Raw genomic sequence first — 22,561 nt, forward strand, 5'->3', positions numbered from 1 at the left:
GCCGATGATGGGCGCGGCGAAGGTTTCGGCGGTGGTGCCGGGGTCGTATTTGGCGCTTTCATTGTTGACCACATAGGTCAGCTCGCCCGCGGCAAAGGCACCGGCGGTGGAGGCGAGGAAGGCTGCGGTCAGCAGCGGCAGGAAGTGCTTGGTCATCGTCTTCTCTCCTGTTTTTTGGCGGGGTGTGACCCAGCCTTTGCGTCGTTTTGCCGGCAGCAAGCTTGTCGTTTGCTGCCAGCCTGCTTGCGATTGGCTTACGCCGCCGGTTGAGGCGTCGCATCGCCGGCATAGTGGCAGGCGGCGAGGTGCCCCCCGCCGATGTCTCTGAGGTCCGGTTCGGTTTTGGCGCAGAGGTCCGTCGCCATGGGGCAGCGGGTGCGGAAGCGGCAGCCGGAGGGAATGTGGAGGGGACTAGGGATTTCGCCACGCATGGGCTCGACGGGACGGGCCGCGGTGGGATCGGGGACAGGAATGGAGGCCAGGAGGGCGCGGGTATAGGGGTGCGAGGGGCGGCGGTAGAGATCGGTATCGGAGGCGAGCTCAACGATGCGGCCGAGATACATGACGCCGATGCGGTCGGAGATGTGGCGGACCATCGAGAGGTCATGGGTGATGAAGAGGTAGGTGAGGCCGAGCTGATCCTGCAGGTCTTCCAGCATGTTGACGACCTGGGCCTGGACGGAGACGTCGAGGGCCGAGATGGGTTCGTCGCAGATGACCAGGTCGGGCTCGAGGGCGATGGCCCGGGCAATGCCGATGCGCTGGCGCTGGCCGCCAGAGAATTCGTGGGCAAAGCGATTGGCGTGGTCGGCATGGAGGCCGACGCGGGCGAGGAGGTCGTGGACCTTGGCGGTGCGAGATTGGGGCGTGCCGATGCGGGCGATTTCCAGCGGCTCGGCGATGAGGTCGCGGACGGTCATGCGGCCGTTGAGGCTGGCGTAAGGGTCCTGGAAGATCATCTGGACGCGGCGGTGGAAGGGGGCGAGGGCGCGTTCGGAGGCGGTGGCGACGTCGAGGCCGTCGAAGTCAATCGAGCCTGAGGTGGGCTGATAGAGGCGGATGAGGGTGCGGGCCAGCGTGGACTTGCCGCAGCCGGATTCGCCGACGAGGCCCAGGGTTTCGCCGCGATGGATATCGAGGGTGACGCCGTCGACGGCGCGGAGGATGGGACGTGGGCCGAAGAGGGAGCGGCCGGTGGCGAAGTGTTTGTGGAGGTTACGGATGGAGACGAGGGGAGCGGTCGGTGCGTCCACCTCCTCCCGCCATTCGAGCATAGCTCTCATGGCCTTCCTTCGCTCAAATCGCTCCACTGGAGCGATTTGTCCCTTCGGGCCGCTTGAAAGGCCCCCATCATGGGGGAGGTGTGTCATCGAGTTTGTGGTTGGGCTTGTGGTCATGGGGAAGGCCCCCTCACCCGGCGCTGCGCGCCGACCTCTCCCCCGAAGGGAGAGGTAAGAGAAGGCGCGTCCGGGTGATGCAGCCAGCATCTTGCCCCCTGCCCTTCGCCGAAAATCGGTGGCAGTTCCGCCGCGCATTGGCGCATGGCGTGGGGGCATCTTGGGGTGAAGGGGCAACCGGTGGGCGGATGGGCCATATCGGGCGGGCTGCCGGGGATGGGGGTCAGGCGGCGATGGGTGTCGTCGCGCAGGTCGGGGACGGAGGCGAGCAGACCGCGGGTATAGGGGTGCAGCGGGGTCTTGAAGAGATCGCGGACGGGGCCGGTTTCCATGACGAGGCCGCCATACATGACGACGATGCGGTCGGTGACTTCGGCGATGACGCCGAGGTCGTGGGTGATGAGGATGACGGCCATGCCGAGGCGGCGCTGGAGGTCTTTCAGCAGGCCCAGGATCTGGCGCTGGATGGTGACGTCCAGCGCGGTGGTGGGTTCGTCGGCGATGAGGAGCTTGGGGTCGCAGGCCAGGGCTATGGCGATCATGACGCGCTGGCGCATGCCGCCGGAAAATTCGTGCGGATAGGATTTCAGGCGTTCGGCGGCGGAGGGGATGCGGACGAGTTCGAACAGGTCCACCGCGCGGGCGCGGGCCTGGGCACGGGTGACCTTGCGGTGACGGAGGATGGTTTCGATGACCTGTTCGCCCACGGTGAGCGTGGGATTGAGGGAGGTCATGGGGTCCTGGAAGATCATGCCGATCCTGTTGCCGCGGATGTCGCGGAGATCATCTTCGTCGAGGGCAATGAGGTCCTGGCCGTCGAAATGAACGGAGCCGGACTTGATGCGGCCGGATGCCTTGAGCAGGCGGAGGATGGACATGGCGGTGATGGATTTGCCAGAGCCGGATTCCCCGACAATGCCGAGGACTTCCCCGGGATAGACATCGAAGCTGACGCCGCGCACGGCCTGCACTTCGCCACGCTGGGAGAAGAATGAGGTGGTGAGGTCGCGGACGGAAAGGACCGGGTTCATTTGCGGAACCGCGGGTCGAGCGCGTCGCGCAGGCCATCACCGAGGAAGTTGAAGGCGAACATGGTGAGGGAAATCGCGGCGGCGGGGAAGAAGAGCTGGTGCGGGTAGGCGCGCATGGTCTCGACGGCTTCCGAGGTCAGCGTGCCCCAGGAGGCAAGCGGCGGGGTGACGCCGAGGCCGATGAAGCTCATGAAGCTTTCGATGAAAATGGCCGAGGGGATCAGCATGGTCAGGGTGACGATGATGGGGCCGATGGAATTGGGCAGCAGGTGGCGGGTGAGGATGCGCGATGTGCCGGCGCCCATGGTGCGGGCGGCGGCGACATAATCCTGGCTCTTGAGGGAGAGTATCTGACCGCGGACGATGCGAGCCATATCGACCCAGAAGACCGAGCCAATGGCGATGATGATGGAATAGAGGCCGCTGTCGAAGACCACCATGAGCAGGACGACATAGAGCGTCAGCGGGATGGTGGCGATGATCTCGACGATGCGCATCATGATTGCGTCGGTCTTGCCGCCGACATAGCCGGCAATGCCGCCATAGAAGATGCCAATGACGAAGTTCACCAGCGTGGCGACGAAGGCAACTGTGAGCGAGATGCGGGCGCCGTAGAGCTGGCGGACGAGGACGTCGCGGCCGAGCTGGTCGGTGCCGAAGAGATAGGTGCGGTTCCAGGACCAGCCGGAAGGGCTGATTGTGGTGCCGTCGGCAGCGACGAGTTTGGCGGGGAGCTTGCTGTAATCGAGGGTGATGGTGGTATCGCCGAAGATGAAGGGCTGGGCCTTCCTGAGCATGTCTTTGCGCTCGCCGCGCAGCAGGCCAAGGACGTGGCCCTCGGCATCGACCTCGTAGAGGTTGAAGTTGGAGGCATTGAGGAAGAAGCGGGTGGTCGCCCCCTGCCCATCCACGACGCTGTAGGTCTCGAAGGCAGGCGGGATATTGGACAGGCGCAGGTTCTGGTCGGCGTAGCTGTAGGGGCTGAACAGCGGGCCGAAAATGGCGGCGAGGATGAGCAGGACGATGAAGCCGATCGAGACGATAGCGGGCTTGCTGGCCCAGAGGCGGCGGCGGGCGTCCTGCCAATAAGTCAGGCTCGGCGCCGAGGCGACCACGGAGGCATCGCCCGGCGACAGCTTCTCCCACATTTCGGGGGCAATATCGCTCATGCGGCGGCGCTCGCCAGTTTGATGCGCGGATCGAGCACGGCATAGAGCAGATCGACAATGAGGATCATCACCATGAGGGCGGCAGCGTAGAAGATGGTGATGCCCATGATGGCGGTGTAGTCGCGATTGGTGATGGAGAGCACGAACTGGCGACCGATGCCGGGCAGCGCAAAAATCTGTTCGATGACGAAGCTGCCGGTGATGAGATTGGCGACGACCGGGCCGAGGACGGTGACGACCGGAACCAGCGAATTGCGCAGACCGTGCTTGAACAGGACCTGGCCGGGCCGGAGGCCCTTGGCGCGAGCGGTGGTCATGTAGTCCTGCTCGAAGGTTTCGAGCAGCGATGAGCGCGTGAGCCGGGCGACGAAGGATATCCAGAAGCCCGAGAGCGCGAAGACGGGGAGGAAGTAGCCGCGCCAGTCGTCGAGGCCGAAGGTGGGCACCCAACCCAGGCGCAGAGCGAAGATATAGAGCGTCACGGTGGCGATGACATAGCTGGGGATGGCGACGCCGATGGTGGCGATCAGCATGACCGTGGTGTCGGGCCAGCGATTGCGGTTGAGCGCGGCGATGATGCCGAGCGGAATGCCAAGGGCGACGACACAGATGACGGCGAGCAGGCCGGTCTGCAGGGTGACCGGCAGGCCATCGGCGATCATCGTGTTGACCGAGATGCCGGGGTACTTGAAGGACGGGCCGAGATCGAAAGTCAGAATGCCGCGCAGGTAGGCGAGGTATTGCAGCCAGATAGGCTGATCGAGGCCATATTTGGCGTTGAGCGCCGCTTCGATCTCGGGCGCGAGCATGCGCTCGGAGACGAAGGGGCCGCCCGGGACGGCATGCATGAGGAAGAAGGTCAGCGTGACGATGGCCCAGAGGGTGAGCAGCATCATGCCGAGGCGCTGGAGGATGTAGGTGGACATGTCAGCGCGTCCCGGAATGGGCGGCAACGGCAGGAGATGGACGGCCGCAAATGTCTGACATGGCGGCTATTCCACCATCAAAATTTTTTTACTGCAAGGGTGGATGGGAGAGATATTTGTGCGATTGCCAAACACTGGGACGCGCTGTGGGTGGGATAGCCTACAGCTCGAAATGCCCGCGCAGGATCAGGAAGACCGCGAGGGCCGGGATGATCAGGTCGGCGGCACGCTCGACCATGGCTTGGGGGTAGCTGCCTTCGGCATCCAGCGCGTTGATGGTGCCGAGCAGGTCATTGCCGGCCATGACGGGCACGCTGAGGGAGCTGTTGCAGCCAAGAGAGCGGATCAGGGCGAGGTCGGGAAACTGGCCCTCCATGCCGGCCGCCGTGTTGATGGCGGTGATGCGGCGCTCGGTCTGCATGGCGCGGAACCAGTCATCGATCACAAGTGGTTTGGTGCCGAGCAGCGGATAGACGTCCGGGTGGCTGGAATAGACGCGGCGGACGTGACCGGCGGACATATTGATGGCCGTCAGCGTGAACAGGCGGGCGGGGATGATGGTGGCCGCCAGCGCATGGAGCGCAGTGCCCGTTTCGACGGGATCGGTGTAACGGGCGAGCTTTTCTTCGAACCGGCGAAAGGCTCCGCCGGTCATGCCAGCCACCTTTGGCGGTCGGCAGCGTCGTCCGCGAGGAGAACCGGACCGTCGGTGATCACGATGCGGTCACGTCCATTGGTCTTGGCGATATAGAGTCGGTTGTCGGCGGCCTGCATAAGCTCACCGGAGGGTATCGTGCCGTCGCCAGCAGCCAGGCCAATGCTGGCCGTGACCAGCAGGCCGGGTGCCACATCGGACCAATCGGTACAGGAAATGGCGACGCGGATGCCCTCGCAGAAGGCCGCGGCCGTGGCTTCAGAGGCGTCGGGGAAAATCAGGCCGAACTCTTCGCCACCGAGCCGGGCGGCATGGCCGTGCGGCCCGATCTGGCCAACAATGGCCCGCGCGACGCGCTGCAGCACGGCGTCGCCGACAATATGGGAGAACAGATCGTTGACCGCCTTGAAGTGGTCGAGATCGAGGATGGCAAGGGCGACCGGCGTGCCGGCGAGGCGATTGAGGATCTGATCGAAACTGCGGCGATTGGCGATGCCGGTCAGCGGGTCGCTGAGAGCCTGACCCGCCAGGGTGGCGGCGCGGCTGCGCCATTGCTCGGTTTCGGAGCGGATTTCCTCGACACGAGCTCGCCGCCTGGCCGCTTCGCCCGATTGGGTGACGTAGAGGGTGTGGAAGCGCCTGAACATGGCCAGAGCCGACGTGGCATCGCCCAAGGCTTCGAGGATTTCTGCCAGCTTGTGGGCACAATTGACCTGATGGTCGACCTGCTGGCAGGCGTCGGCCAGGGTCAATGCTTCGGCGACAACTGTGCGGGCCTGGTGGGGATCGCCGGAGCGCAGCAATATGTCGCCGAAGGTATAGAGATAGTGAATGCGCAGGCTTGGACCCGGATCGCCGGGCAGGCCGGCGCTGCGTTCGAGATAGGCACAAGCCAGGTCGTGGCGGCCCTGCAGGCCCAGCATTTCGGCGGTATTGCAGAGGGCAACGCGCAAGGTCCAGTGATCGCCGCTGCTTTCGGCCCTGGCTATGGCGCGCTCGGACAGGTCGATGGCGGCCTCGCGCTCGCCGATGGCCCGGCCAGGCTCGCCGAACTTCTCCGCCTCTTCGGCTTGGTGTGGCAGAAGCCGAGATTGAGCAGGTAATAGGCTTCGGCGGCGACATTGGCTTGTTCGGCGGCCATCGAAACGGCGCGCTCTATCAGCGCCATTCCCAGTTCGGTTTCGCGGCACACGGCCAGGACAATACCCTTGGCGTTGAGCGCAAAGGCCAGGACGGCGGCATCGTCGCCCGCCTGGGCGAGGTCGACGGCCTCGACCGACAGGTCGAAGGCCTCGTCGCTGAAGCCGAGATCGAGGAAGACAATGGCTTCGACCGCCAGGGCGCGGGCAAGCTCGATCGTATTGCCCTGCCTTTGGCGGAGGCCCCGAGCGCCCATGGCGCATTCCAGGGCATGTTCGGTCTGGCCGAGCTTGTAGTTGCACCAGCCCATCTCGCAGAGGCAGGCAGCCATGAGGTCTTCGTTCGACAGGTGCCGGGCCTGGGCATAGACGGCGCGGAACTCGACCATGGCTTCGTCGCAAAGACCGGCACGCAGCAAATGCGTGCCGCGCGTAAATCCATCGATCAGGCTGGCGGGGACGTCGGACACTGGACGCTCTCAGTGTGGTGGCAGGCCAGCATAGCCGGATTCGGTGGCCAGAATGCTAATGTATCGAGGCTCGCAGCGCGCTAGGCGGCGGGGAACAGTTTCCAGCGGCGGGGACGGAAGGCGATGCGGGTCTGTTCGGCGGCCGGGTGATCGAAGGGCAGGTCGATCTCGACACGCTGGCCTTCGCCCCCGATTTCAAGTTCGACACGGCGGGTGCCGCCAACGCGGCGCGACGTGCCGATCAAGCCGCCGAGGGCAGCATCGGACCCGACCAGTTCGACATCATGCGGGCGGAAGAACAGGCGGCCCCTGCCCGGCATCGCATCGCCGGCGGGGACGCCTATGGCGTGGCCGCCGAGCCAGACTTCGCCCTTTTCCACGGTAACGGGCAGTTCGCTCGATTCACCGATGAAGCCGAAGACGAAGGGCGATGTGGGGTGGTCATAGACCGTGTCGGGGGTGCCGACCTGTTCGACCTTGCCCTGGCTCATGACGCAGAGGCGGTCGGAGAGTTCGAGCGCTTCTTCCTGGTCGTGGGTGACGAAAACAGTGGTGTGGCCGGTGCGGTCATGGATTTCGCGCAGCCATTTGCGCAGTTCGCGGCGCACCTGGGCGTCGAGCGCGCCGAAGGGTTCGTCGAGCAGCAGCACGGCCGGCTCAATGGCAAGGGCGCGGGCCAGGGCGACGCGCTGGCGCTGGCCGCCGGAGAGCTGGCCGGGATAGCGCTTTTCGAGGCCCGAGAGCTGGACGAGATCGAGCAGTTCCATGGCGCGGCGGCGGATTTCGCCGGCGGGGGGACGGCTGGAGCGCGGGCGAACCTTGAGGCCGAAGGAAATGTTTTCGAGGATCGTCATGTGGCGGAACAGGGCGTAGTGCTGGAACACGAAGCCGATATTGCGCTCCTGCACGGTCTTTTCTGACGCGTCGGTGTCGCCGAAGAATATCTTGCCCTGGGTGGGCATTTCGAGACCGGCGATGAGGCGCAGCAAAGTGGTCTTGCCCGACCCTGAGGGACCCAGCAGCGCGATCAGTTCGCCCGAGCGGATATCGAGCGAAACGTCATGCAGCGCCGGGAAGCGATCGAATTCCTTGCGCACATTCTGGACGCGAACTTCCATATACCTCGACCTCATAGACGCCGCGACCCTAGTGGATCACCCGCGTTTCTCAAGGCGAGCCGTTTGCGAGGAACGGAAAATCGTGACCCGCGCATATTCTAACGTGGCGGGGTCCACACGGGCGTTTCGCGGTCCAGCGGGGCCATGGCGGTGATATCCTCGCCGCGGCGCATGGCGATGTTCATGCGGAAGCTGTTGCCGATGCGCTCGGAGCGCTCGATGAAGAGCGCGGCGATATCGGGCGGGCAGAGTTCGTCGACGGTGCGGCGGAACAGAGCCAGCCAGCGCATGAAATGGGCGTCGGAGAGCTCGGGGATGGCCATGTGCTTGGGCATGGGACGGCCGCCATAACGGCCGGTGCCGAGCAGCATGGAGCTCCAGAAATCGGCGATGGTGGCGAGGTGATCCGGCCAGGCTTCGGGGGCGATGATGCGGTTGAAGACCGGGCCGATGACGGGGTCGCGGCGGGCATCGGCGTAGAAGCGGTCGACGACGGCGCGGATCATGGCTTCGTCGAGGCCTGCGGGCGTTTCCCAGCCGACGCGCTGGTGGCGCGTGCCGATGGGGGGACGCGGATTGTGGTCATTCATGCGCGGGACTCTTTAATCGAATAGGTGCAACGGCGGCCGCCGGAGACGATGTGTTCGGTGCGCACCACAGACGTATCGGGGCCGAGAACGGCGCGGAAAACATCGAGTTCGGCGCGGCAGAAACCCTGACAGGCCGTGGCTGCGGCGCAGATGGGACAGTGGTTTTCGATCAGCAGCAGCGAGCCGTCGGGCTCTTCGCGCCACTCGGCCATATAGCCTTCGGCGGAGCGCAGGTCGGCGAGGGCGGCAACCTTGTCGCGCAGGGTGACGCGGCTGTCGAGGGTGGATTGGTAGGCGGTGCGGGTCAGGTCCTCACGAGTGGAAATGAGCGTTTCGACAGCATTTTGCCCCAATGATGAACGGATGATGTCCAGCAGCTGAACGGTCAGGGCGGCGTGGGTGTCGGGGAAGCGCGATTGGGCGGCCTCGGTCAGGCTCCAGCGCTGGGTGGGGCGCCCTACCCCCTTGGCCTCGCTGGTAGCCACGACCAATCCATCCAGGGCGAGGCGGGCCAATTGCTGGCGCACGGCTTCGCCGGTGGTGCCGAGCATGGGCCCGAGGGTGGCGGCCGACAGAGCACCGTGCATCTTGAGCGCCATCAGCACGCGCTCGGCCGGACTGCGCGGCGACCAGGCCCCGTTTTCTGGCGTCACGTTTTCCAAGTTCTGGCTTGACATATTCATGCCGGAGGTTTTCAAAGTCATTGCTTGGAAATTAAACGGCGCAGCACGGAAATGCAAGCGCCGCCCTATCACGGAGACTCCAGATGGCTTTCGAACTTCCCGCCCTGCCCTATGCCCATTCTGCCTTGGCCGATCGCGGCATGAGCCAGGAAACGCTGGAACTGCATCATGACAAGCACCACCAGGCCTATGTGACGGCGCTCAACGGGTTCGTCGAGAAGAATGCCGAGCTGGCCGGCAAGTCGCTGGAAGAGATCATCGCCTTTGCCAATGGCAAGGCGGAGCTGGCGCCGGTGTTCAACAATGCCGGACAGCACTGGAACCACATCCACTTCTGGAATGCGCTGTCGCCCAATGGCGGCAAGCTCGGCGGGAAGCTCGAAGCCAAGATCGTCAGCGACCTGGGCAGCGTCGAGGCATTCAAGGAGCAGTTCAAGACGGCGGCGACGACGCAATTCGGTTCGGGCTGGGCCTGGCTGGTGCTGGGCAGCGACGGCAAGCTCAAGGTCACCAAGACGCCGAACGGCTCCAATCCGCTGGCGACCGGCGAGGGCAAGCCGCTGCTGGGGCTCGATGTGTGGGAGCACAGCTACTATGTCGACTTCCGCAATCGCCGGCCGGATTATGTGAGCAATTTCCTCGACAAGCTGGCGAACTATGAGTTCGCGGAAGCCAATTTGTCCTAGGACACTGCTAGGCTATGCTGTACGCGCTGGCCGGGATTGCCTTCGGCCAGCGCGTGTTTGCGGCGTGTTCCCGAACAGCCGGAGAAGGAAATTGACGACAGCGATGGCTGATTTCGAGCTGCCCGATGCCATGCGACTGCGACCGCCCCGGCGGCCGCTGATCGGCAATACCGAGTTTCGTTCGGCCATGGCGGCGATGGCCACCACGGTCAGCGTGGTGACGGCGCGCCGGGGCGAGGAGCGCATCGGGCGGACGGTGACCTCAATGCTGTCGCTGTCGATGAACCCGCCAACGATATTGATCTCCATCGACATCATGAGCCGGCTGGCCGATCTCATCGCCAAGACGGGTGGATTTTCATTCGCCATGCTGGCTGACGACCAGGCGGCAGTGGCGGACGCCTTTGCCGGCCGGGTGGCACCGCAAGAGCGGTTCAGCGCGGCAAGCTGGAGCGAATGGCCGTCGGGACATCCCATGCTGCTGGGTGCGGTGACGGCGCTTGACTGCGATGTGGTCGGTTCTATGGAGACGGGGACGCATGTGCTGTTCGCCGGGGCAGTCGTCGAAGCGGAAACAACGACGAGCCGGTCACCCCTGCTCTGGCAACGCCACCAATATCACCAACTGGGCGGGCTCGACTGACAGGCGCGAAACTGGCAAGCTGGCATAACTGATCGCCCGGTCCGGGAAACCGGCGGGCCGCTTTGACCAATCCTCGCCGAGGGAGGCAGTTGTGCCCCGGTTCTATTTTCACTACCGCACCGATGACGAGCTGGTCCGCGACATGGATGGCAGCGAGCTGCCGGACCTCGACGCGGCGGAGCACAATGCCGCCGCGCTAGCCAAGGCCATAGTGGAGCGGGCCGCCAGCACCGGCGGCGATACGCGGGTGCCGCGCTCGATCGAGATCACCGACGCGGCGGGCGAGGAACTGCTGTATCTGGTGTTCTGGGCCGGCCCAAAGCTGACGGGCGGGTCAGAGACGCCTGTGGAGCCGGTAACGGTGCACTAAAGGGACGACCCTTGTCCGGCGTTACGCGCCGGTCTCTGCAAGCAAGAGCTTAGACACTCGAGCGGCGATTTCGCGGGCCGGCACTGTGGCCCCGGCGCGATCCTGCGCATTGGTTGTCACCACAAAGCCCAGGGTCAGGGCCGCGGCAAGGGCGGCGTAGGCAAGCAATCTGGTTGCGTGGTTCATCGCTGTCTCCGCTGATGCCATAAGACTACCAGAACGATAGAGTATTGCAAGGCGAGGCTTGCCGGCCGGCCCGGCGGCAAGAGAACAACTTGCTTCATTCAAACAGGATTCGGCAAAAATGGACGCAAATGGACGTCCACAGACTGAGTTGACGCAATCTCATTCCAGAGTGTGACCAGAACTATAACGACGGCATTCCGTCATTTGGCGGTGCGATGGCACCATCTTGGCGCGGCGCTATTATTCAATCGTATGGCAGACAGGCGTCTGAAGGGTGCCTAGACTGCGTATGCGTTTTGGGAGTCGCCGAATGGATCTGGGTCAATCGAACCGTCCAGCCTTGCTGGACCGGGCTGCGGCACTGATGACGGAGGATGCGGGGTTTGCCCATTTCCTCAAGGCCGCGATCCTGGCGACGGATGGCGACGACCTGGCGCGGCAGGCGCCGGACCGGTTCGAGGCTACCCTGCGGCAGTCCTACCGGCATCTGCTGGCTTATAAGGGCGACAGCAGCCAGATTGCTGCGAAGCCGCCCGAGCGGGCCGGCGACCCGCTGGTGCTCGATATCGTTTCGCCCGACATGCCGTTCATCGTCGACAGCGCGCTCGCGGCGGTGCGGGCGGCGGGCGGCACGGTGCAGCTCTTTACCCATCCCGTGGTGCGCGACGCTGGCGGACGGGCGCTGAGCGTGCTGCATATCCACAGCGACCCCGTCGCCGATGTCGCGGCGCTCACCGCCGAGATCGCCGCGACCATGGCCGAGGTGACGCGGGCCGTGCACGACTGGGAACAGATGCTCTCGCGAATGCGGGCGACTATCGGGGCGCTGGAGAAATCCCCCTCGGCACAGAAAGACGAGCCGCTGCGGTTTCTCGAGTGGCTGACCGAGAACAACTTCACCTTTCTGGGCATGCGGGACTACCGCATCGCCGATGGCGGGCTGGAGCCGGTGGCCGGAAGCGGGCTGGGCATATTGCGTGACCCGGACCTCAAGGTACTGCGCAGCGGCCCGACCTTTGTGGAATCAACGCCACAGCATGCCGCCTTCATGGCTTCGGACGAGCCTCTATTGGTGACCAAGGCAAATGTGCGGGCGCGGGTGCATCGGCGCGTGCATATGGATTATGTGGGCATCAAGACCTATGCCAACGGCAAGGCCATAGGCGAACTCCGCATCGTGGGACTGTTCACCGCGCAGGCGCAGGTGGCGCCCCATACCGATGTGCCGATCATCCGGCGCAAGATTGCCGAGGTGATGCGCAAATCGGGCGTCGATCCGCTGGGGCATGACGGGCGCACACTGTTGAGCGCGCTGGACAGCCATCCGCGCGACGAGCTGTTCCAGATCAGCGTCGAGCAGTTGTTCGAATTCGCCACGGCAATCGCGGCGCTGTTCGACCGGCCGCGCGTGCGGGTGCTGCCGCGCATCGACCGCTTCGACAACTTCGTCTCCGTTCTCGTCTATGTGCCGCGCGACCGCTATGACGGAGAAGCGCGGGCCCGGATCACGCGCTATCTGGCGCAGGTCTATGACGGGCGGGTTTCGGCGTTCTATCCGCACTTTCCGGAAGGGGAACTGGTGCGGCTGCATGTGATCATCGGCCGCGTGAGCGGGCCGACGCCGCAGCCAAGCCGGGCGGAGCTCGAAGCTCGCGTCGATGCGCTGACCTCCAATTTTGGCGACGTGCTGGTGGCGACGGCCAGCGATCCGGCGATCATCAGCGACTATCGCGCGGCGTTTTCGGCGGCTTACCAGTCGCGCAATTCGGCTGAGGATGCGCATGAGGATATCAACGTGCTGCGCGGCTTGGGCGACGGGGCCGGCGTTGCGATCCGGCTGCGGAGCCGCACCGGGGCCGATGGGTCGCTGGGGCTCAAATTCTACCACCGCGAAAGCCCCATTCCGCTGAGCGACCGGGTGCCAATGCTGGAGGCCTTTGGCTTCCGAGTGATCGACGAGCGCACCTATACAGTCGTGCCGCGCGACGGGGTCGAGCGGTATCTGCACGACATGGTGCTGGAGCCGGCCGACGGCGGCGCTTTCGACGTAGCGGCCCGAGGCCAGGCGGTGGAGGACGGCCTGCTGGCGGTGTGGGACGGGCTGGCCGAGAGCGACCAGCTCAATGCGCTGGTGACGCGCACATCGCTGGGCTGGACCGACGCAGCTTTGTTGCGGGCGCTGTCGCGTTACCTGCGGCAGATCGGGATTTCCTACTCGCAGCGCTATATCGCCAATGTGCTGGTGAAACAGACCGACGCTGCGACGGGGCTGGTGGGACTGTTCAACGCGCTGCACGACCCGCAGCAGAGGGACCGCGAGGCCAGCGCCGAGGCGGCGCGGGAGCGCATTGCGGCGGCGCTGGACGCGATGGCGTCGCTCGACGAAGACAGGATCGTGCGCCGCTTCGTCAACCTGGTGGAAGCATCGGTGCGCACCAATGCCTTCCAGCGCGACGGACAAGGCAGGCGGATGCCGGCGCTGGCGATCAAGTTCAACAGCGGGCTGGTGGACGGGATGGCGGCGCCACGGCCCTATCGGGAGATTTCGGTCTATTCGCCGCGCGTCGAGGGCGTGCACTTAAGGTTTGGCGCCATCGCGCGTGGCGGCATCCGCTGGTCGGACCGGCCGGAGGATTTCCGCACCGAAGTACTGGGGCTGGTCAAGGCGCAGCAGGTGAAGAACGCGGTGATCGTGCCGGTGGGCGCCAAGGGCGGGTTCGTGCCCAAACGGCTGGTGCCCGGAATGGCGCGCGAGGCTTTCCAGGCGGAGGGCGTGGCGGCCTATACGATCTTTATCGGTTCATTGCTCGATGTGACCGACAATCTGGCCGACGGCGCGGTGGCGCCGCCCCGGGACGTGGTGCGGCGGGACGGGGATGACCCCTATCTGGTGGTCGCGGCGGACAAGGGCACGGCGAGCTTTTCGGACACGGCCAACGCCATTGCGACCGGGCGCGGCTTCTGGCTGGGCGATGCCTTCGCCTCTGGCGGCTCGGCCGGCTACGACCACAAGGAAATGGGCATTACGGCGCGCGGCGGCTGGGAAGCGGTGAAGCGACATTTCCGCGAGATGAACCGCGACATCCAGCGCGAGCCCTTTACCGTGGTGGGCGTGGGCGACATGAGCGGCGACGTGTTCGGCAACGGCATGCTGCTCTCGCCCGCCATCAGGCTGGTGGCGGCATTTGACCACCGCGACATCTTCATCGACCCCAATCCCGATGCAGCGACCAGCTTTGCCGAGCGGCAGCGGCTGTTCGCCCTGCCCCGCTCGAGCTGGCAGGACTATGACAAGGGACTGATCTCGACCGGTGGCGGGGTGTTTCCGCGTAGCCTCAAATCCATCCCGCTGACGGTGGAAATGCAGACGGCCATCGGGCTCTATGTCAGCCAGGCGACGCCCGGCGAGGTGATGACGGCGATCCTCAAGGCGGAGGTGGACCTGCTGTGGTTTGGCGGGATAGGCACCTATGTGCGATCGAGCCAGGAGACCGATGCCGAGGTCGGCGACCGCGCCAATGACGCCATCCGTATCACCGGCAGCGCAGTGCGTGCCAAGGTGGTGGGCGAAGGCGCCAATCTGGGGGTGACCCAACGCGGGCGCGTCGAATATGCGCTCAGTGGCGGGCGGATCAATACCGACGCGATCGACAATTCGGCCGGCGTCAATTCAAGCGATCTCGAGGTCAATATCAAGATCGCGCTGGCGCCCTTGCTGGCCAATGGATCGCTGAGCATCGCGGATCGCAATGCGTTCCTGGTGACGATGACCGACGAAGTCGCGGCGCTGTGCCTGCGCAACAACTATCTGCAGGGGCTGGCGCTTTCGCTGGCGGAGCGGGCAGGCACGGGCGAACTGCCGGACCATCGTGAACTGATCGAGCGGTTGGAGGAACGCGGGCTGCTGGACCGGGCGGTGGAATTCCTGCCATCGGACGCGACCATGGATGCGCGGGCCCTGGCGGGCAAGGCACTGGTGCGGCCGGAGCTGGCGGTGATCCTGGCCTATGCCAAGCTGACGCTCTACGCGGACCTCTTGGAAGGCATCTCGATCGATGACGACTATCTGGCGGGCGAGCTCTACCGCTATTTTCCGGAGACGCTGCACGGTGCCTATCCCGCGGCGGTGGCGGGCCATCGGCTGAAGCGCGAGGTGATCGCGACCGTCCTGGCCAATGCCATGATCAACCGGGGCGGGCCGGCTTTCGTCAGCGAATTGCGGGCGGCGACCAGCGCCAGCCCGGGCGAGGTGGCGCTGGCCTATGCCGGCACGCGCGATGCCTATGGGCTGACTGCGCTCAATGCGGCCATCGATGCGCTGGATGGCGTCGTGGCGGGCGAGGTGCAGCTCGGACTCTATGGCGCGGTGATGGAACTGCTGCGGCAGGAAAGCCTGTGGTTCCTGCGCAATGCGGATGTGACGCAGGGGCTGGCCGGGCTGGTGGCGCGGCATGGCGCGGGCGTCGCGGCGCTGCGGGACATGCTGGGGACCACCCTGCCCGCCTCGCTGGCGGAGGGGATTGCGGCCAAGGCGGCCCAGCTGGTGGCACAGGGCGTGCCGGAGGCAACGGCACGGGCCATCGCCGAATTGCCGGTGCTGAGCTATGCCAGCGACATCGTGCTGGTGAGCGAGCGGGCGGGCGTTTCGGTGACCGAGGGTGCGGCCGCGTTCTTCGGGGTGTTCGCCGCTTTCCAGCTGTGGCCGGTGATCGAGCAGGGACGCGCGATCCAGCTCAACGACCGGTTCGACCGCATGGCGCTGGACCGGGCGCTGGCCAATCTGATGCGGGCCCAGCGCGACCTGACGGCGGATGTGCTCCAGGCCGAGGGTGGGCTGGAAGCCTGGGCGGCGCTGCAGAAGGCGGTCGTTGAACGGACCGCCGCATCGGTGGCCGAGCTGACGCAGGGCGAGCTGACGGTGTCGCGGCTGTCGGTGGCGGCGGGCCTGCTGGCCGATCTGGCGCGCGAGGTCTAGGCGATCAGACGCCGAGAAACTGTCGCAGCTCGGGAGTCTGGGGATTGGCGAAGACCTGTTCGGGCGGGCCGATTTCGTGCACGCGGCCCTGGTGCATGAAGACGACGCGCGAGCAGACGTCGCGGGCGAAGCGCATTTCGTGGGTGACCATGATCAGGGTCATGCCTTCGGCCGCCAGTTCGCGCACCACAGCCAGCACTTCGCTGACCAGTTCGGGGTCCAGTGCCGAGGTGATTTCGTCGCAGAGCAGGGCTGCCGGCTCCATGGCGAGGGCGCGGGCGATGGCGACGCGCTGCTGCTGGCCGCCGGAGAGCTGATCGGGAAAGGCATCGAACTTTTCGGTCAGACCAACCCGCTCCAGCATCTTGCGGGCCATGGCTTCCGCCTCGGGCTTGGGGGTCTTCTTGACCACCATCTGCGACAGCATGACGTTGCGCCCGGCACTGAGATGGGGGAACAGGTTGAACTGCTGGAAGATCATGCCGACCTTGAGGCGCAGCGCACGCAAAGCCTGTTCGCCGGGCAGCAATTGAGCGCCCGACACGGCGATGGCGCCGGAATCGATGGATTCGAGCCCGTTGATGCAGCGCAGGAGGGTCGATTTGCCCGAGCCGCTCTTGCCGATAATGGCGACGACTTCGCCGCGCTTGACGTCGAGGTCGATGCCCTTGAGGACCTCGTTGGCGCCGAAACTCTTGTGCACGTCAGTGATGGTTATGAGCGACATTGAGCTTCTTCTCCAGAACGCGGCTGGCTTGCGACAGGGGCCAGCAGAGGCAGAAATAGATGAGGGCGACGAGGCCATAGACCAGGAAGGGTTGGCCGGTGGCGTTGGTGACCACGGTGCCGGCCCGGGTCAGCTCGATGAAGCCGATGATCGAGGTCAGCGCGGTGCCCTTGACCACCTGAACGGAGAAGCCAACCGTGGGCGGCACCGCGACGCGCAGGGCCTGGGGCAGGATGACGTGGCGCATCTGCTGGATATAGCCCATGCCCAGGCTGGCCGAGGCTTCCCATTGGCCCTTGGCAACGGACTCGACGCAGCCGCGCCAGATCTCGCCGAGAAAGGCGGCCGACCACAGGGTCAGGGCGAGGCCTGCGGCCAGCCAGGCCGGGACGGCGATGCCGAACAGTGCCAGGCCGAAAAAGGCCAGGAACAGCTGCATCAGCAGCGGGGTGCCTTGCAAGATTTCGATGTAGACCTTGGCCACGTTGCGCTGCCAGGGCGACTTGCCGATGCGCAGGAGCAGCACGATGCCGCCCACGATGCCACCGCCCACAAACGAGACCAGCGACAGCAGGACGGTCCATTGCGTGGCGATGAGCAGATTGCGCGCGATGTCGAAAATGGTGAACTGGGCCATTATGCTGCCCTCTTGGGGAACAGCGCCCAGCCCAGGCCGTCGAGCAGCTTGCGGACCAGGATCGACAGGACCAGATAGGTGGCGGTCGCCACGATATAGGTCTCGAAAGCGCGGAAATTGCGGGATTGGACGAAGTTGGAGGCGTAGGTGAGGTCCTCGACCGATATCTGTGACACTACCGACGATCCGAGCATGACAATCACGATCTGGGAGGACAGTGCCGGCCAAATCCGCTGCAGCGCGGGAATGAGCACGACGTGGCGGAAGGTCTGGAACTGCGTCATGGCCAGGCTCTGGCCGGCTTCGAACTGGCCGCGCGGGGTGGCCTGGATGCCGGCCCGGATGATCTCGCAGCTATAGGCGCCCAGATTGATCACCATGGCCAGATTGGCGGCCTGCAGGGCATTCATCTTGAAGCCGAGCGAGGGCAGGCCGAAGAAGATGAAGAACAGCTGGATCAGGAAGGGCGTATTGCGGATCAGCTCCACATAGACCGCCACGAAGGGCTTGAGCCATGTCGGACCCAGCGCGCGCGCCCAGGCGCAGGCGGTGCCCAGCGCGACGCCAATGACGGCGCCAACGAGGATCAGCTCCAGCGTGATCGAGATGCCCTTGGCAAAGATCGGCAGATACCCGACCAGCCAGTCGAAATTCCATTGATAACCCATCGCCCTGCCCTGCCTCGTTCAGTGGAAACGGCGACCCGCAGAGCGGGTCGCCGCAATGGAGGCTAGAGGTCGGCCGGCAGGTCGGCCTTGAGCCAGGTCTGGGCAATGGTGTTGAGCGAACCATCGGCCTTCATCTCGGCGACGATCGTATTGACGGCGGCCAGCAGTTCGGGCTCGTTCTTGTTGAGGCCGATATAGCAGGGCGAATTCTGCACCAGGAATTTCAGCTCCGGGCGGCGGGCCGGATTGTTTTCGATGATGGCGGCCGCCACCACGTTGCCGGTGGCGATGAGATCGACCTGGCCGGACAGGAAGGCCGAAATGGTGCCGTTATTGTCTTCATAGCGGCTGATCTCGACGCCCTCGGGCAGAAGATCGGTCAGCGTCAGATCCTCGACCGCGCCACGGGTGACGCCGACCGAATAGCCGGCCATATCTTCCGGCCCGGCCAGCGTCACGTCGGCCTCGCCGAAGACGCCATTGAAGAAGGGCGCGTAAGCGTCGGTGAAGTCGATCACCGCTTCGCGCTCGGCATTCTTGCCCATGCTGGAGATCACCAGATCGACCTGGCCGGTCTGCAGATAGGGAATGCGGTTGGCACTGGTCACCGGGACCAGCTCGACCGAGACGCCAAGGTGCTCGGCGATGGCCTTGGCCACATCAATGTCATAGCCGACCGACGTCATGTCGATGCTGACGCTGCCGAATGGCGGGAAGTCCTGCGGCACGGCGATGCGGATGGAACCGCGGGCCTGGATATCGGACAGCGCGTCGGCCTGAGCGGGCGCAGCCAGCCCAAGGGCCAATCCGGCAGCAGCAATGAGAATGAGTGAACGACGGCGCATTGAATTCTCCTTGGATGGGTCGTGGTGCGGACCGTTTTGCAAGTCCCGTGCCAGAGTAGGTCTCTTGAAATCGCTGACAAAACTGCCGCCGTTTGGCCGGGTCGACGATGTTGCGGGAGAACTTGCACACGATTTGACCATCGCCCGGTATACAATGTGCAATTGTTAGGCAGCGACCGATGCTGCGGCGAAAGTCGTGGTTGCAACCCGGGGTGCCTTGACCACACTGCGCCCGAAACCCGTATCGCAGGACACCCACGCCATGCCGCAACAAATGACGCTTCCCGACTGGCTTGCAGAACTCACGCGTGCGGGTGGCGTGCCAAGCGGGTTGGCATCCGTGGCGGCCAGCATGGCCGCGGCCAGCGTCGAGATCGCCGCGATCCTGCGGACAGCACCGGTTGCCGGACAGGTGGGGCTGGTCGGTCGTGTCAATGTGCAGGGCGAGGAGCAGAAGCAGCTCGACATCATCTCAAACGACATTGTCGTCAAATACCTGGAGCAAAATCCCGAGATTTCGATTCTGGTTTCGGAGGAACTGGATGAACCGCTTCAGTTTCAGAATCAGGGGCGCTACGTGGTGGCGACCGATCCGCTGGATGGGTCTTCAAATCTGGACGTAAACGTCACTGTTGGCACAATCTTTTCCATTCTGGATGCAGCCGGTGGGCTGCTGCAGAAGGGGAGTGCGCAACTGGCGGCCGGCTACGTCGCCTATGGCCCGGCCACAAGCCTGGTACTGAGCTTTGGTGCATCGGTTGTGGTGTTCACGCTCGATGCCGATGGGCGCTATGTGCTGACGGATACCGATGTGCAGGTGTCGGAAGCCTCGGCGGAATATGCGATCAATACGGCGCGCGAGCGCTTTTGGGATGCGGCCACCAAGGGCTATGTTGCCGAGAACGTGGCGGGCGAAACCGGGGCATCCGGCAAGCGGCACAATATGCGCTGGGTAGGCTCGATGGTGGCCGACGTGCACCGCATCCTGATGCGCGGCGGCATCTTCCTTTATCCGCTCGACAGCGAGACGGTGAGCAAGGGGGGCCGGCTGCGGCTGCTCTACGAAGCGAACCCGATGGCGTTTCTGGTGGAGGCCGCCGGTGGCAAGGCGACGACTGGGCGGGAACGGCTGCTGGATGTGGTGCCGACGGGAATCCACCAACGGATTCCGGTGATCCTGGGATCGGCGGAGGAAGTGGGGCGGGTCGAGGCGTGGTACGCGCGGGGGTAGTTTCCCCTCGCTGTCTCAGCAGGACCCCGCTGCCACTCGACCATAGGTCTCCTGGCCTTCTTCACTCAAATCGCTCCGCCGGAGCGATTTGCACTGCGTGACGCTCAGAAGCCGGAGCGATTTTGCCTTCGGCCGGTTCGAAGAATTGCAACGTTCTCACTGGCTAGCTATAGCTCTGCCCAGATGAGGAGCCACTATGACCGACGCGCAGACGACACTGTCCCAGACCAATTCGACCCCGTGGCCGAACCGGCCGTTTCATCGGCAGTATCTGATGCGGCAGGCCAATAACCTGTTCGATTTCTTCCAGGCGCCCTCGCTCAATCCCAAGGGCGGGTTCTTCGAGCTCAATGACGACGGCACGCCGATCGACGCGGCCAATTCGACACGACAGATTCATGGCACCGCGCGCATGGTCCACTGCTTCGCCATTGGCAGCCTGATCGGGCGGCCGGGGTCAGACGAGATCGTCGATCATGGCATGCGCTATCTATGGGAGAAGCACCGCGACCAGCGCCATGGCGGCTATGTGTGGTCGCTGGACGACAACCGACCCAAGGATGCCAGCAAGCAGGCCTATGGGCATGCCTTCGTCATGCTGGCAGCATCGAGCGCTAAGCTGCTGGGGCATCCGCTGGCCGACGGGATGCTGGCCGATGTGACCGAGGTGATCGAGCGCCGGTTCTGGGACGACAAGGTCGGCGCGGTGCGCGAGGAGTTTGCCAATGACTGGTCGGGCGGGACCAGGTATCGCGGGCAGAACTCCAACATGCACCTGACCGAGGCGCTGATGGCGGCGTTTGAGGCGACGGGCGACAAAGCGTATCTGACCAAGGCCGAGCGCATTGCCGAGCTAGTCATCGCCAAGCATGCCGTGCCGCTGGGGCACCGGGTGGCCGAGCATTTCGACGAGAACTGGGTGCTCGACAAGAATTACCAGGGGTCGGAAATGTTCCGCCCGTCCGGCGCGACGCCGGGACACTGGCTGGAATGGTCGCGGCTGCTGTACCAGCTCTGGGTGCTGGGAGAAAAACGGCTGTCGTGGATGACCGGCGCGGCGCGAGAACTGTTTCACCAGTCGATCGAGCTGGGCTGGGACCAGACCCATGGCGGGTTCTTCTACACGCTGGACTGGGACAACAAACCCATCATGCGCGAAAAGCTGTGGTGGCCGGTGAGCGAGGCTATCGGGGCGGCGGCGTTCCTATCGGCCTATGACACGACCCATGACTATTTCCAGATCTGGTATCGCAAGCTCTGGGACTATGCCGAGAACCATGTGATCGACCATGCCAGTGGCGGCTGGCTGAGCGAGCTCAAGGAAGACCTGACGCCGACCTCGCGGCTGTTCGTTGGCAAGCCGGATATCTATCACGCGCTGCAAGCCTGCCTGATCCCGCTCTATCCGGCGACCGGAAGCCTGACCAAGGCGATCATCGAGGCGGATCACACGATCAGGCACTACATCTAGTGGCGCTGGCACCCTGTTGCCAGCGGCGCGGGGCGCGGGTACATCAGCGCGACATTTGAGAGACTGAGCCAATGTCGCGTCCCGACCGCCTGCCCGCCCAATTGCCGCGCCTGCTGGTGGAGCGCGCGGTTGCCGCTGCACTGGAAGAAGACCTGGGGCTGGCCGGCGACCTGACGAGCCAGGCGACCCTGGCCCCGGAGGCGACGGCGAGGGCGAACCTGTCCGCCCGCGAGCCCGGCGTGATCGCCGGACTGGACCTGGCCGCGGCCGCGTTCCGGCTGGTCGGCGATGGCGTGATGTTCGAGCCCAGGCTTGCCGATGGCGACCGGGTGGCGGCGGGCGAGTTGGTGGCGAGCGTGAGCGGCCCTGCCCGACTGGTCATGTCGGCCGAGCGCGTGGCGCTGAACTTCCTCAACCACATGAGCGGCATTGCCACGCTGACGCGAAGCTATGCCGATGCGGTGGAAGGGACCGGGGCGCAGATCTGCGATACACGCAAGACAACGCCGGGTATGCGCGCGTTCCAGAAATATGCGGTGCGGTGTGGCGGGGGCGCCAACCATCGCTATTCGCTAAGCGACGCCATCCTGATCAAGGACAACCACATCGCCGTCGCGGGCAGCGTGACGGCGGCCTACCGGGCGGCGGAAGCCTTTGCCGGGCATCTGGTGGCCATCGAGATCGAGGTCCAAACGCTGGCGGAGCTGGAAGAGGCGCTGGCCGCCGGAGCGCGCGTGGTGCTGCTCGACAACATGGACAACGATATGCTGCGCCAGGCAGTGGCCATCAATACGGGTCGCGCCAAGCTCGAAGCCTCGGGTGGGGTGAAGCTCGACCGGGTTCGCTCGATCGGCGAGACGGGGGTGGACTATATCTCCACCAGCCAGATCACCATGGCGGCCCCGCCGCTCGATCTCGGGCTCGATGTCGAGATCGGACGCTGA

At 64.8% G+C, this 22,561-nt stretch carries 22 protein-coding genes; 7 read left to right on the top strand and 15 right to left on the bottom strand.

The features are described 5' to 3' along the window. Positions 1 to 254 precede the first annotated feature (254 nt). The 10 genes from V6M52_RS12620 to V6M52_RS12665 form a co-directional block, all read right to left on the bottom strand. The gene (locus V6M52_RS12620) at positions 255 to 1,274 is read right to left on the bottom strand and encodes an ABC transporter ATP-binding protein (protein ID WP_332701298.1); all 1,020 of its coding nucleotides are present in this window, start codon (positions 1,272 to 1,274) and stop codon (positions 255 to 257) included. A gap of 119 nt (positions 1,275 to 1,393) precedes the next feature. Further along, positions 1,394 to 2,428 carry an ABC transporter ATP-binding protein gene (locus tag V6M52_RS12625; protein WP_332701276.1) on the bottom strand — a complete coding sequence of 345 codons (1,035 nt, stop codon included), beginning with the start codon at positions 2,426 to 2,428 and terminating at the stop codon, positions 1,394 to 1,396. Then, positions 2,425 to 3,597: an ABC transporter permease gene (locus V6M52_RS12630; protein WP_332701277.1), complete on the bottom strand. Its 1,173-nt coding sequence runs from the start codon at positions 3,595 to 3,597 to the stop codon at positions 2,425 to 2,427. Before V6M52_RS12630 ends, V6M52_RS12625 begins: the two co-directional genes overlap by 4 nt. Continuing rightward, positions 3,594 to 4,523 (bottom strand): ABC transporter permease, encoded by a 930-nt coding sequence (locus V6M52_RS12635; protein WP_332701278.1) that lies wholly within the window; start codon positions 4,521 to 4,523, stop codon positions 3,594 to 3,596. Before V6M52_RS12635 ends, V6M52_RS12630 begins: the two co-directional genes overlap by 4 nt. 160 nt (positions 4,524 to 4,683) lie before the next feature. Continuing rightward, the gene (locus V6M52_RS12640; RefSeq protein WP_332690523.1) at positions 4,684 to 5,178 is read right to left on the bottom strand and encodes a GAF domain-containing protein; all 495 of its coding nucleotides are present in this window, start codon (positions 5,176 to 5,178) and stop codon (positions 4,684 to 4,686) included. Further along, positions 5,175 to 6,131, bottom strand: coding sequence for a diguanylate cyclase (locus V6M52_RS12645; protein ID WP_442881860.1), 957 nt, complete (start codon positions 6,129 to 6,131; stop codon positions 5,175 to 5,177). Before V6M52_RS12645 ends, V6M52_RS12640 begins: the two co-directional genes overlap by 4 nt. Before the next feature lie 32 nt (positions 6,132 to 6,163). Next, on the bottom strand, positions 6,164 to 6,787 hold the full coding sequence (locus tag V6M52_RS12650; RefSeq protein ID WP_332701279.1) for a hypothetical protein: 624 nt from the start codon (positions 6,785 to 6,787) through the stop codon (positions 6,164 to 6,166). Positions 6,788 to 6,867: 80 nt separating this feature from the next. Next, positions 6,868 to 7,905 carry a sulfate/molybdate ABC transporter ATP-binding protein gene (locus V6M52_RS12655; RefSeq protein ID WP_332690529.1) on the bottom strand — a complete coding sequence of 346 codons (1,038 nt, stop codon included), beginning with the start codon at positions 7,903 to 7,905 and terminating at the stop codon, positions 6,868 to 6,870. 98 nt (positions 7,906 to 8,003) lie between these two features. Then, the gene (locus V6M52_RS12660; RefSeq protein ID WP_442881861.1) at positions 8,004 to 8,495 is read right to left on the bottom strand and encodes a group III truncated hemoglobin; all 492 of its coding nucleotides are present in this window, start codon (positions 8,493 to 8,495) and stop codon (positions 8,004 to 8,006) included. Then, on the bottom strand, positions 8,492 to 9,178 hold the full coding sequence (locus tag V6M52_RS12665) for a helix-turn-helix transcriptional regulator (RefSeq protein ID WP_332701280.1): 687 nt from the start codon (positions 9,176 to 9,178) through the stop codon (positions 8,492 to 8,494). Before V6M52_RS12665 ends, V6M52_RS12660 begins: the two co-directional genes overlap by 4 nt. Before the next feature lie 83 nt (positions 9,179 to 9,261). Between V6M52_RS12665 and V6M52_RS12670 the strand changes: the two genes are divergently transcribed. From V6M52_RS12670 to V6M52_RS12680, 3 genes are all read left to right on the top strand, one after another. Continuing rightward, the gene (locus tag V6M52_RS12670) at positions 9,262 to 9,864 is read left to right on the top strand and encodes a superoxide dismutase (RefSeq protein WP_332690535.1); all 603 of its coding nucleotides are present in this window, start codon (positions 9,262 to 9,264) and stop codon (positions 9,862 to 9,864) included. A 91-nt stretch (positions 9,865 to 9,955) separates the two neighbouring features. Next, on the top strand, positions 9,956 to 10,507 hold the full coding sequence (locus tag V6M52_RS12675; protein ID WP_332690537.1) for a flavin reductase family protein: 552 nt from the start codon (positions 9,956 to 9,958) through the stop codon (positions 10,505 to 10,507). A gap of 91 nt (positions 10,508 to 10,598) precedes the next feature. Beyond that, the gene (locus V6M52_RS12680) at positions 10,599 to 10,877 is read left to right on the top strand and encodes a DUF6894 family protein (RefSeq protein WP_332690540.1); all 279 of its coding nucleotides are present in this window, start codon (positions 10,599 to 10,601) and stop codon (positions 10,875 to 10,877) included. A gap of 21 nt (positions 10,878 to 10,898) precedes the next feature. Here the strand turns inward: V6M52_RS12680 and V6M52_RS12685 are convergent, their stop codons facing one another. Then, on the bottom strand, positions 10,899 to 11,063 hold the full coding sequence (locus V6M52_RS12685; protein ID WP_332690543.1) for a hypothetical protein: 165 nt from the start codon (positions 11,061 to 11,063) through the stop codon (positions 10,899 to 10,901). Positions 11,064 to 11,373: 310 nt separating this feature from the next. Here V6M52_RS12685 and V6M52_RS12690 point away from each other — a divergent pair, with 310 nt between their 5' ends. Further along, positions 11,374 to 16,038, top strand: a complete 4,665-nt coding sequence (locus V6M52_RS12690; protein WP_332701281.1) for an NAD-glutamate dehydrogenase — start codon at positions 11,374 to 11,376, stop codon at positions 16,036 to 16,038. A gap of 4 nt (positions 16,039 to 16,042) precedes the next feature. Here the strand turns inward: V6M52_RS12690 and V6M52_RS12695 are convergent, their stop codons facing one another. The 4 genes from V6M52_RS12695 to V6M52_RS12710 form a co-directional block, all read right to left on the bottom strand. After that, a complete protein-coding gene (locus tag V6M52_RS12695; RefSeq protein ID WP_332701282.1) occupies positions 16,043 to 16,765 on the bottom strand; it encodes an amino acid ABC transporter ATP-binding protein in 723 nt (240 codons plus the stop codon). After that, complete coding sequence (locus V6M52_RS12700; RefSeq protein WP_332701283.1) at positions 16,743 to 17,402, bottom strand: amino acid ABC transporter permease; 660 nt, start codon at positions 17,400 to 17,402, stop codon at positions 16,743 to 16,745. The genes V6M52_RS12695 and V6M52_RS12700 overlap by 23 nt, the downstream gene beginning before the upstream one ends. Beyond that, positions 17,402 to 18,070 carry an amino acid ABC transporter permease gene (locus V6M52_RS12705; RefSeq protein WP_332690555.1) on the bottom strand — a complete coding sequence of 223 codons (669 nt, stop codon included), beginning with the start codon at positions 18,068 to 18,070 and terminating at the stop codon, positions 17,402 to 17,404. The genes V6M52_RS12700 and V6M52_RS12705 overlap by 1 nt, the downstream gene beginning before the upstream one ends. 62 nt (positions 18,071 to 18,132) lie before the next feature. Continuing rightward, positions 18,133 to 18,915, bottom strand: coding sequence for a transporter substrate-binding domain-containing protein (locus V6M52_RS12710; protein WP_332690558.1), 783 nt, complete (start codon positions 18,913 to 18,915; stop codon positions 18,133 to 18,135). 217 nt (positions 18,916 to 19,132) lie between these two features. Here V6M52_RS12710 and V6M52_RS12715 point away from each other — a divergent pair, with 217 nt between their 5' ends. The 3 genes from V6M52_RS12715 (at position 19,133) to nadC (ending at position 22,561) form a co-directional block, all read left to right on the top strand. Continuing rightward, a complete protein-coding gene (locus V6M52_RS12715) occupies positions 19,133 to 20,146 on the top strand; it encodes a class 1 fructose-bisphosphatase (RefSeq protein WP_332690561.1) in 1,014 nt (337 codons plus the stop codon). A gap of 196 nt (positions 20,147 to 20,342) precedes the next feature. Beyond that, a complete protein-coding gene (locus tag V6M52_RS12720; RefSeq protein WP_332701284.1) occupies positions 20,343 to 21,617 on the top strand; it encodes an AGE family epimerase/isomerase in 1,275 nt (424 codons plus the stop codon). 71 nt (positions 21,618 to 21,688) lie between these two features. Continuing rightward, a complete protein-coding gene (nadC, locus tag V6M52_RS12725) occupies positions 21,689 to 22,561 on the top strand; it encodes a carboxylating nicotinate-nucleotide diphosphorylase (protein ID WP_332690566.1) in 873 nt (290 codons plus the stop codon).

This window comes from Devosia sp. (genome assembly GCF_036676215.1).
Lineage (GTDB): Bacteria > Pseudomonadota > Alphaproteobacteria > Rhizobiales > Devosiaceae > Devosia.

Bases quoted from the DNA above. Each gene is read 5' to 3' on its own strand.
- V6M52_RS12620 (WP_332701298.1), bottom strand. From the start codon at position 1,274: ATGCTCGAATGGCGGGAGGAGGTGGACGCACCGACCGCTCCCCTCGTC.
- V6M52_RS12625 (WP_332701276.1), bottom strand. From the start codon at position 2,428: ATGAACCCGGTCCTTTCCGTCCGCGACCTCACCACCTCATTCTTCTCC.
- V6M52_RS12630 (WP_332701277.1), bottom strand. From the start codon at position 3,597: ATGAGCGATATTGCCCCCGAAATGTGGGAGAAGCTGTCGCCGGGCGAT.
- V6M52_RS12635 (WP_332701278.1), bottom strand. From the start codon at position 4,523: ATGTCCACCTACATCCTCCAGCGCCTCGGCATGATGCTGCTCACCCTC.
- V6M52_RS12640 (WP_332690523.1), bottom strand. From the start codon at position 5,178: ATGACCGGCGGAGCCTTTCGCCGGTTCGAAGAAAAGCTCGCCCGTTAC.
- V6M52_RS12655 (WP_332690529.1), bottom strand. From the start codon at position 7,905: ATGGAAGTTCGCGTCCAGAATGTGCGCAAGGAATTCGATCGCTTCCCG.
- V6M52_RS12660 (WP_442881861.1), bottom strand. From the start codon at position 8,495: ATGAATGACCACAATCCGCGTCCCCCCATCGGCACGCGCCACCAGCGC.
- V6M52_RS12665 (WP_332701280.1), bottom strand. From the start codon at position 9,178: ATGAATATGTCAAGCCAGAACTTGGAAAACGTGACGCCAGAAAACGGG.
- V6M52_RS12670 (WP_332690535.1), top strand. From the start codon at position 9,262: ATGGCTTTCGAACTTCCCGCCCTGCCCTATGCCCATTCTGCCTTGGCC.
- V6M52_RS12685 (WP_332690543.1), bottom strand. From the start codon at position 11,063: ATGAACCACGCAACCAGATTGCTTGCCTACGCCGCCCTTGCCGCGGCC.
- V6M52_RS12690 (WP_332701281.1), top strand. From the start codon at position 11,374: ATGGATCTGGGTCAATCGAACCGTCCAGCCTTGCTGGACCGGGCTGCG.
- V6M52_RS12695 (WP_332701282.1), bottom strand. From the start codon at position 16,765: ATGTCGCTCATAACCATCACTGACGTGCACAAGAGTTTCGGCGCCAAC.
- V6M52_RS12700 (WP_332701283.1), bottom strand. From the start codon at position 17,402: ATGGCCCAGTTCACCATTTTCGACATCGCGCGCAATCTGCTCATCGCC.
- V6M52_RS12705 (WP_332690555.1), bottom strand. From the start codon at position 18,070: ATGGGTTATCAATGGAATTTCGACTGGCTGGTCGGGTATCTGCCGATC.
- V6M52_RS12710 (WP_332690558.1), bottom strand. From the start codon at position 18,915: ATGCGCCGTCGTTCACTCATTCTCATTGCTGCTGCCGGATTGGCCCTT.
- V6M52_RS12720 (WP_332701284.1), top strand. From the start codon at position 20,343: ATGACCGACGCGCAGACGACACTGTCCCAGACCAATTCGACCCCGTGG.
- nadC (WP_332690566.1), top strand. From the start codon at position 21,689: ATGTCGCGTCCCGACCGCCTGCCCGCCCAATTGCCGCGCCTGCTGGTG.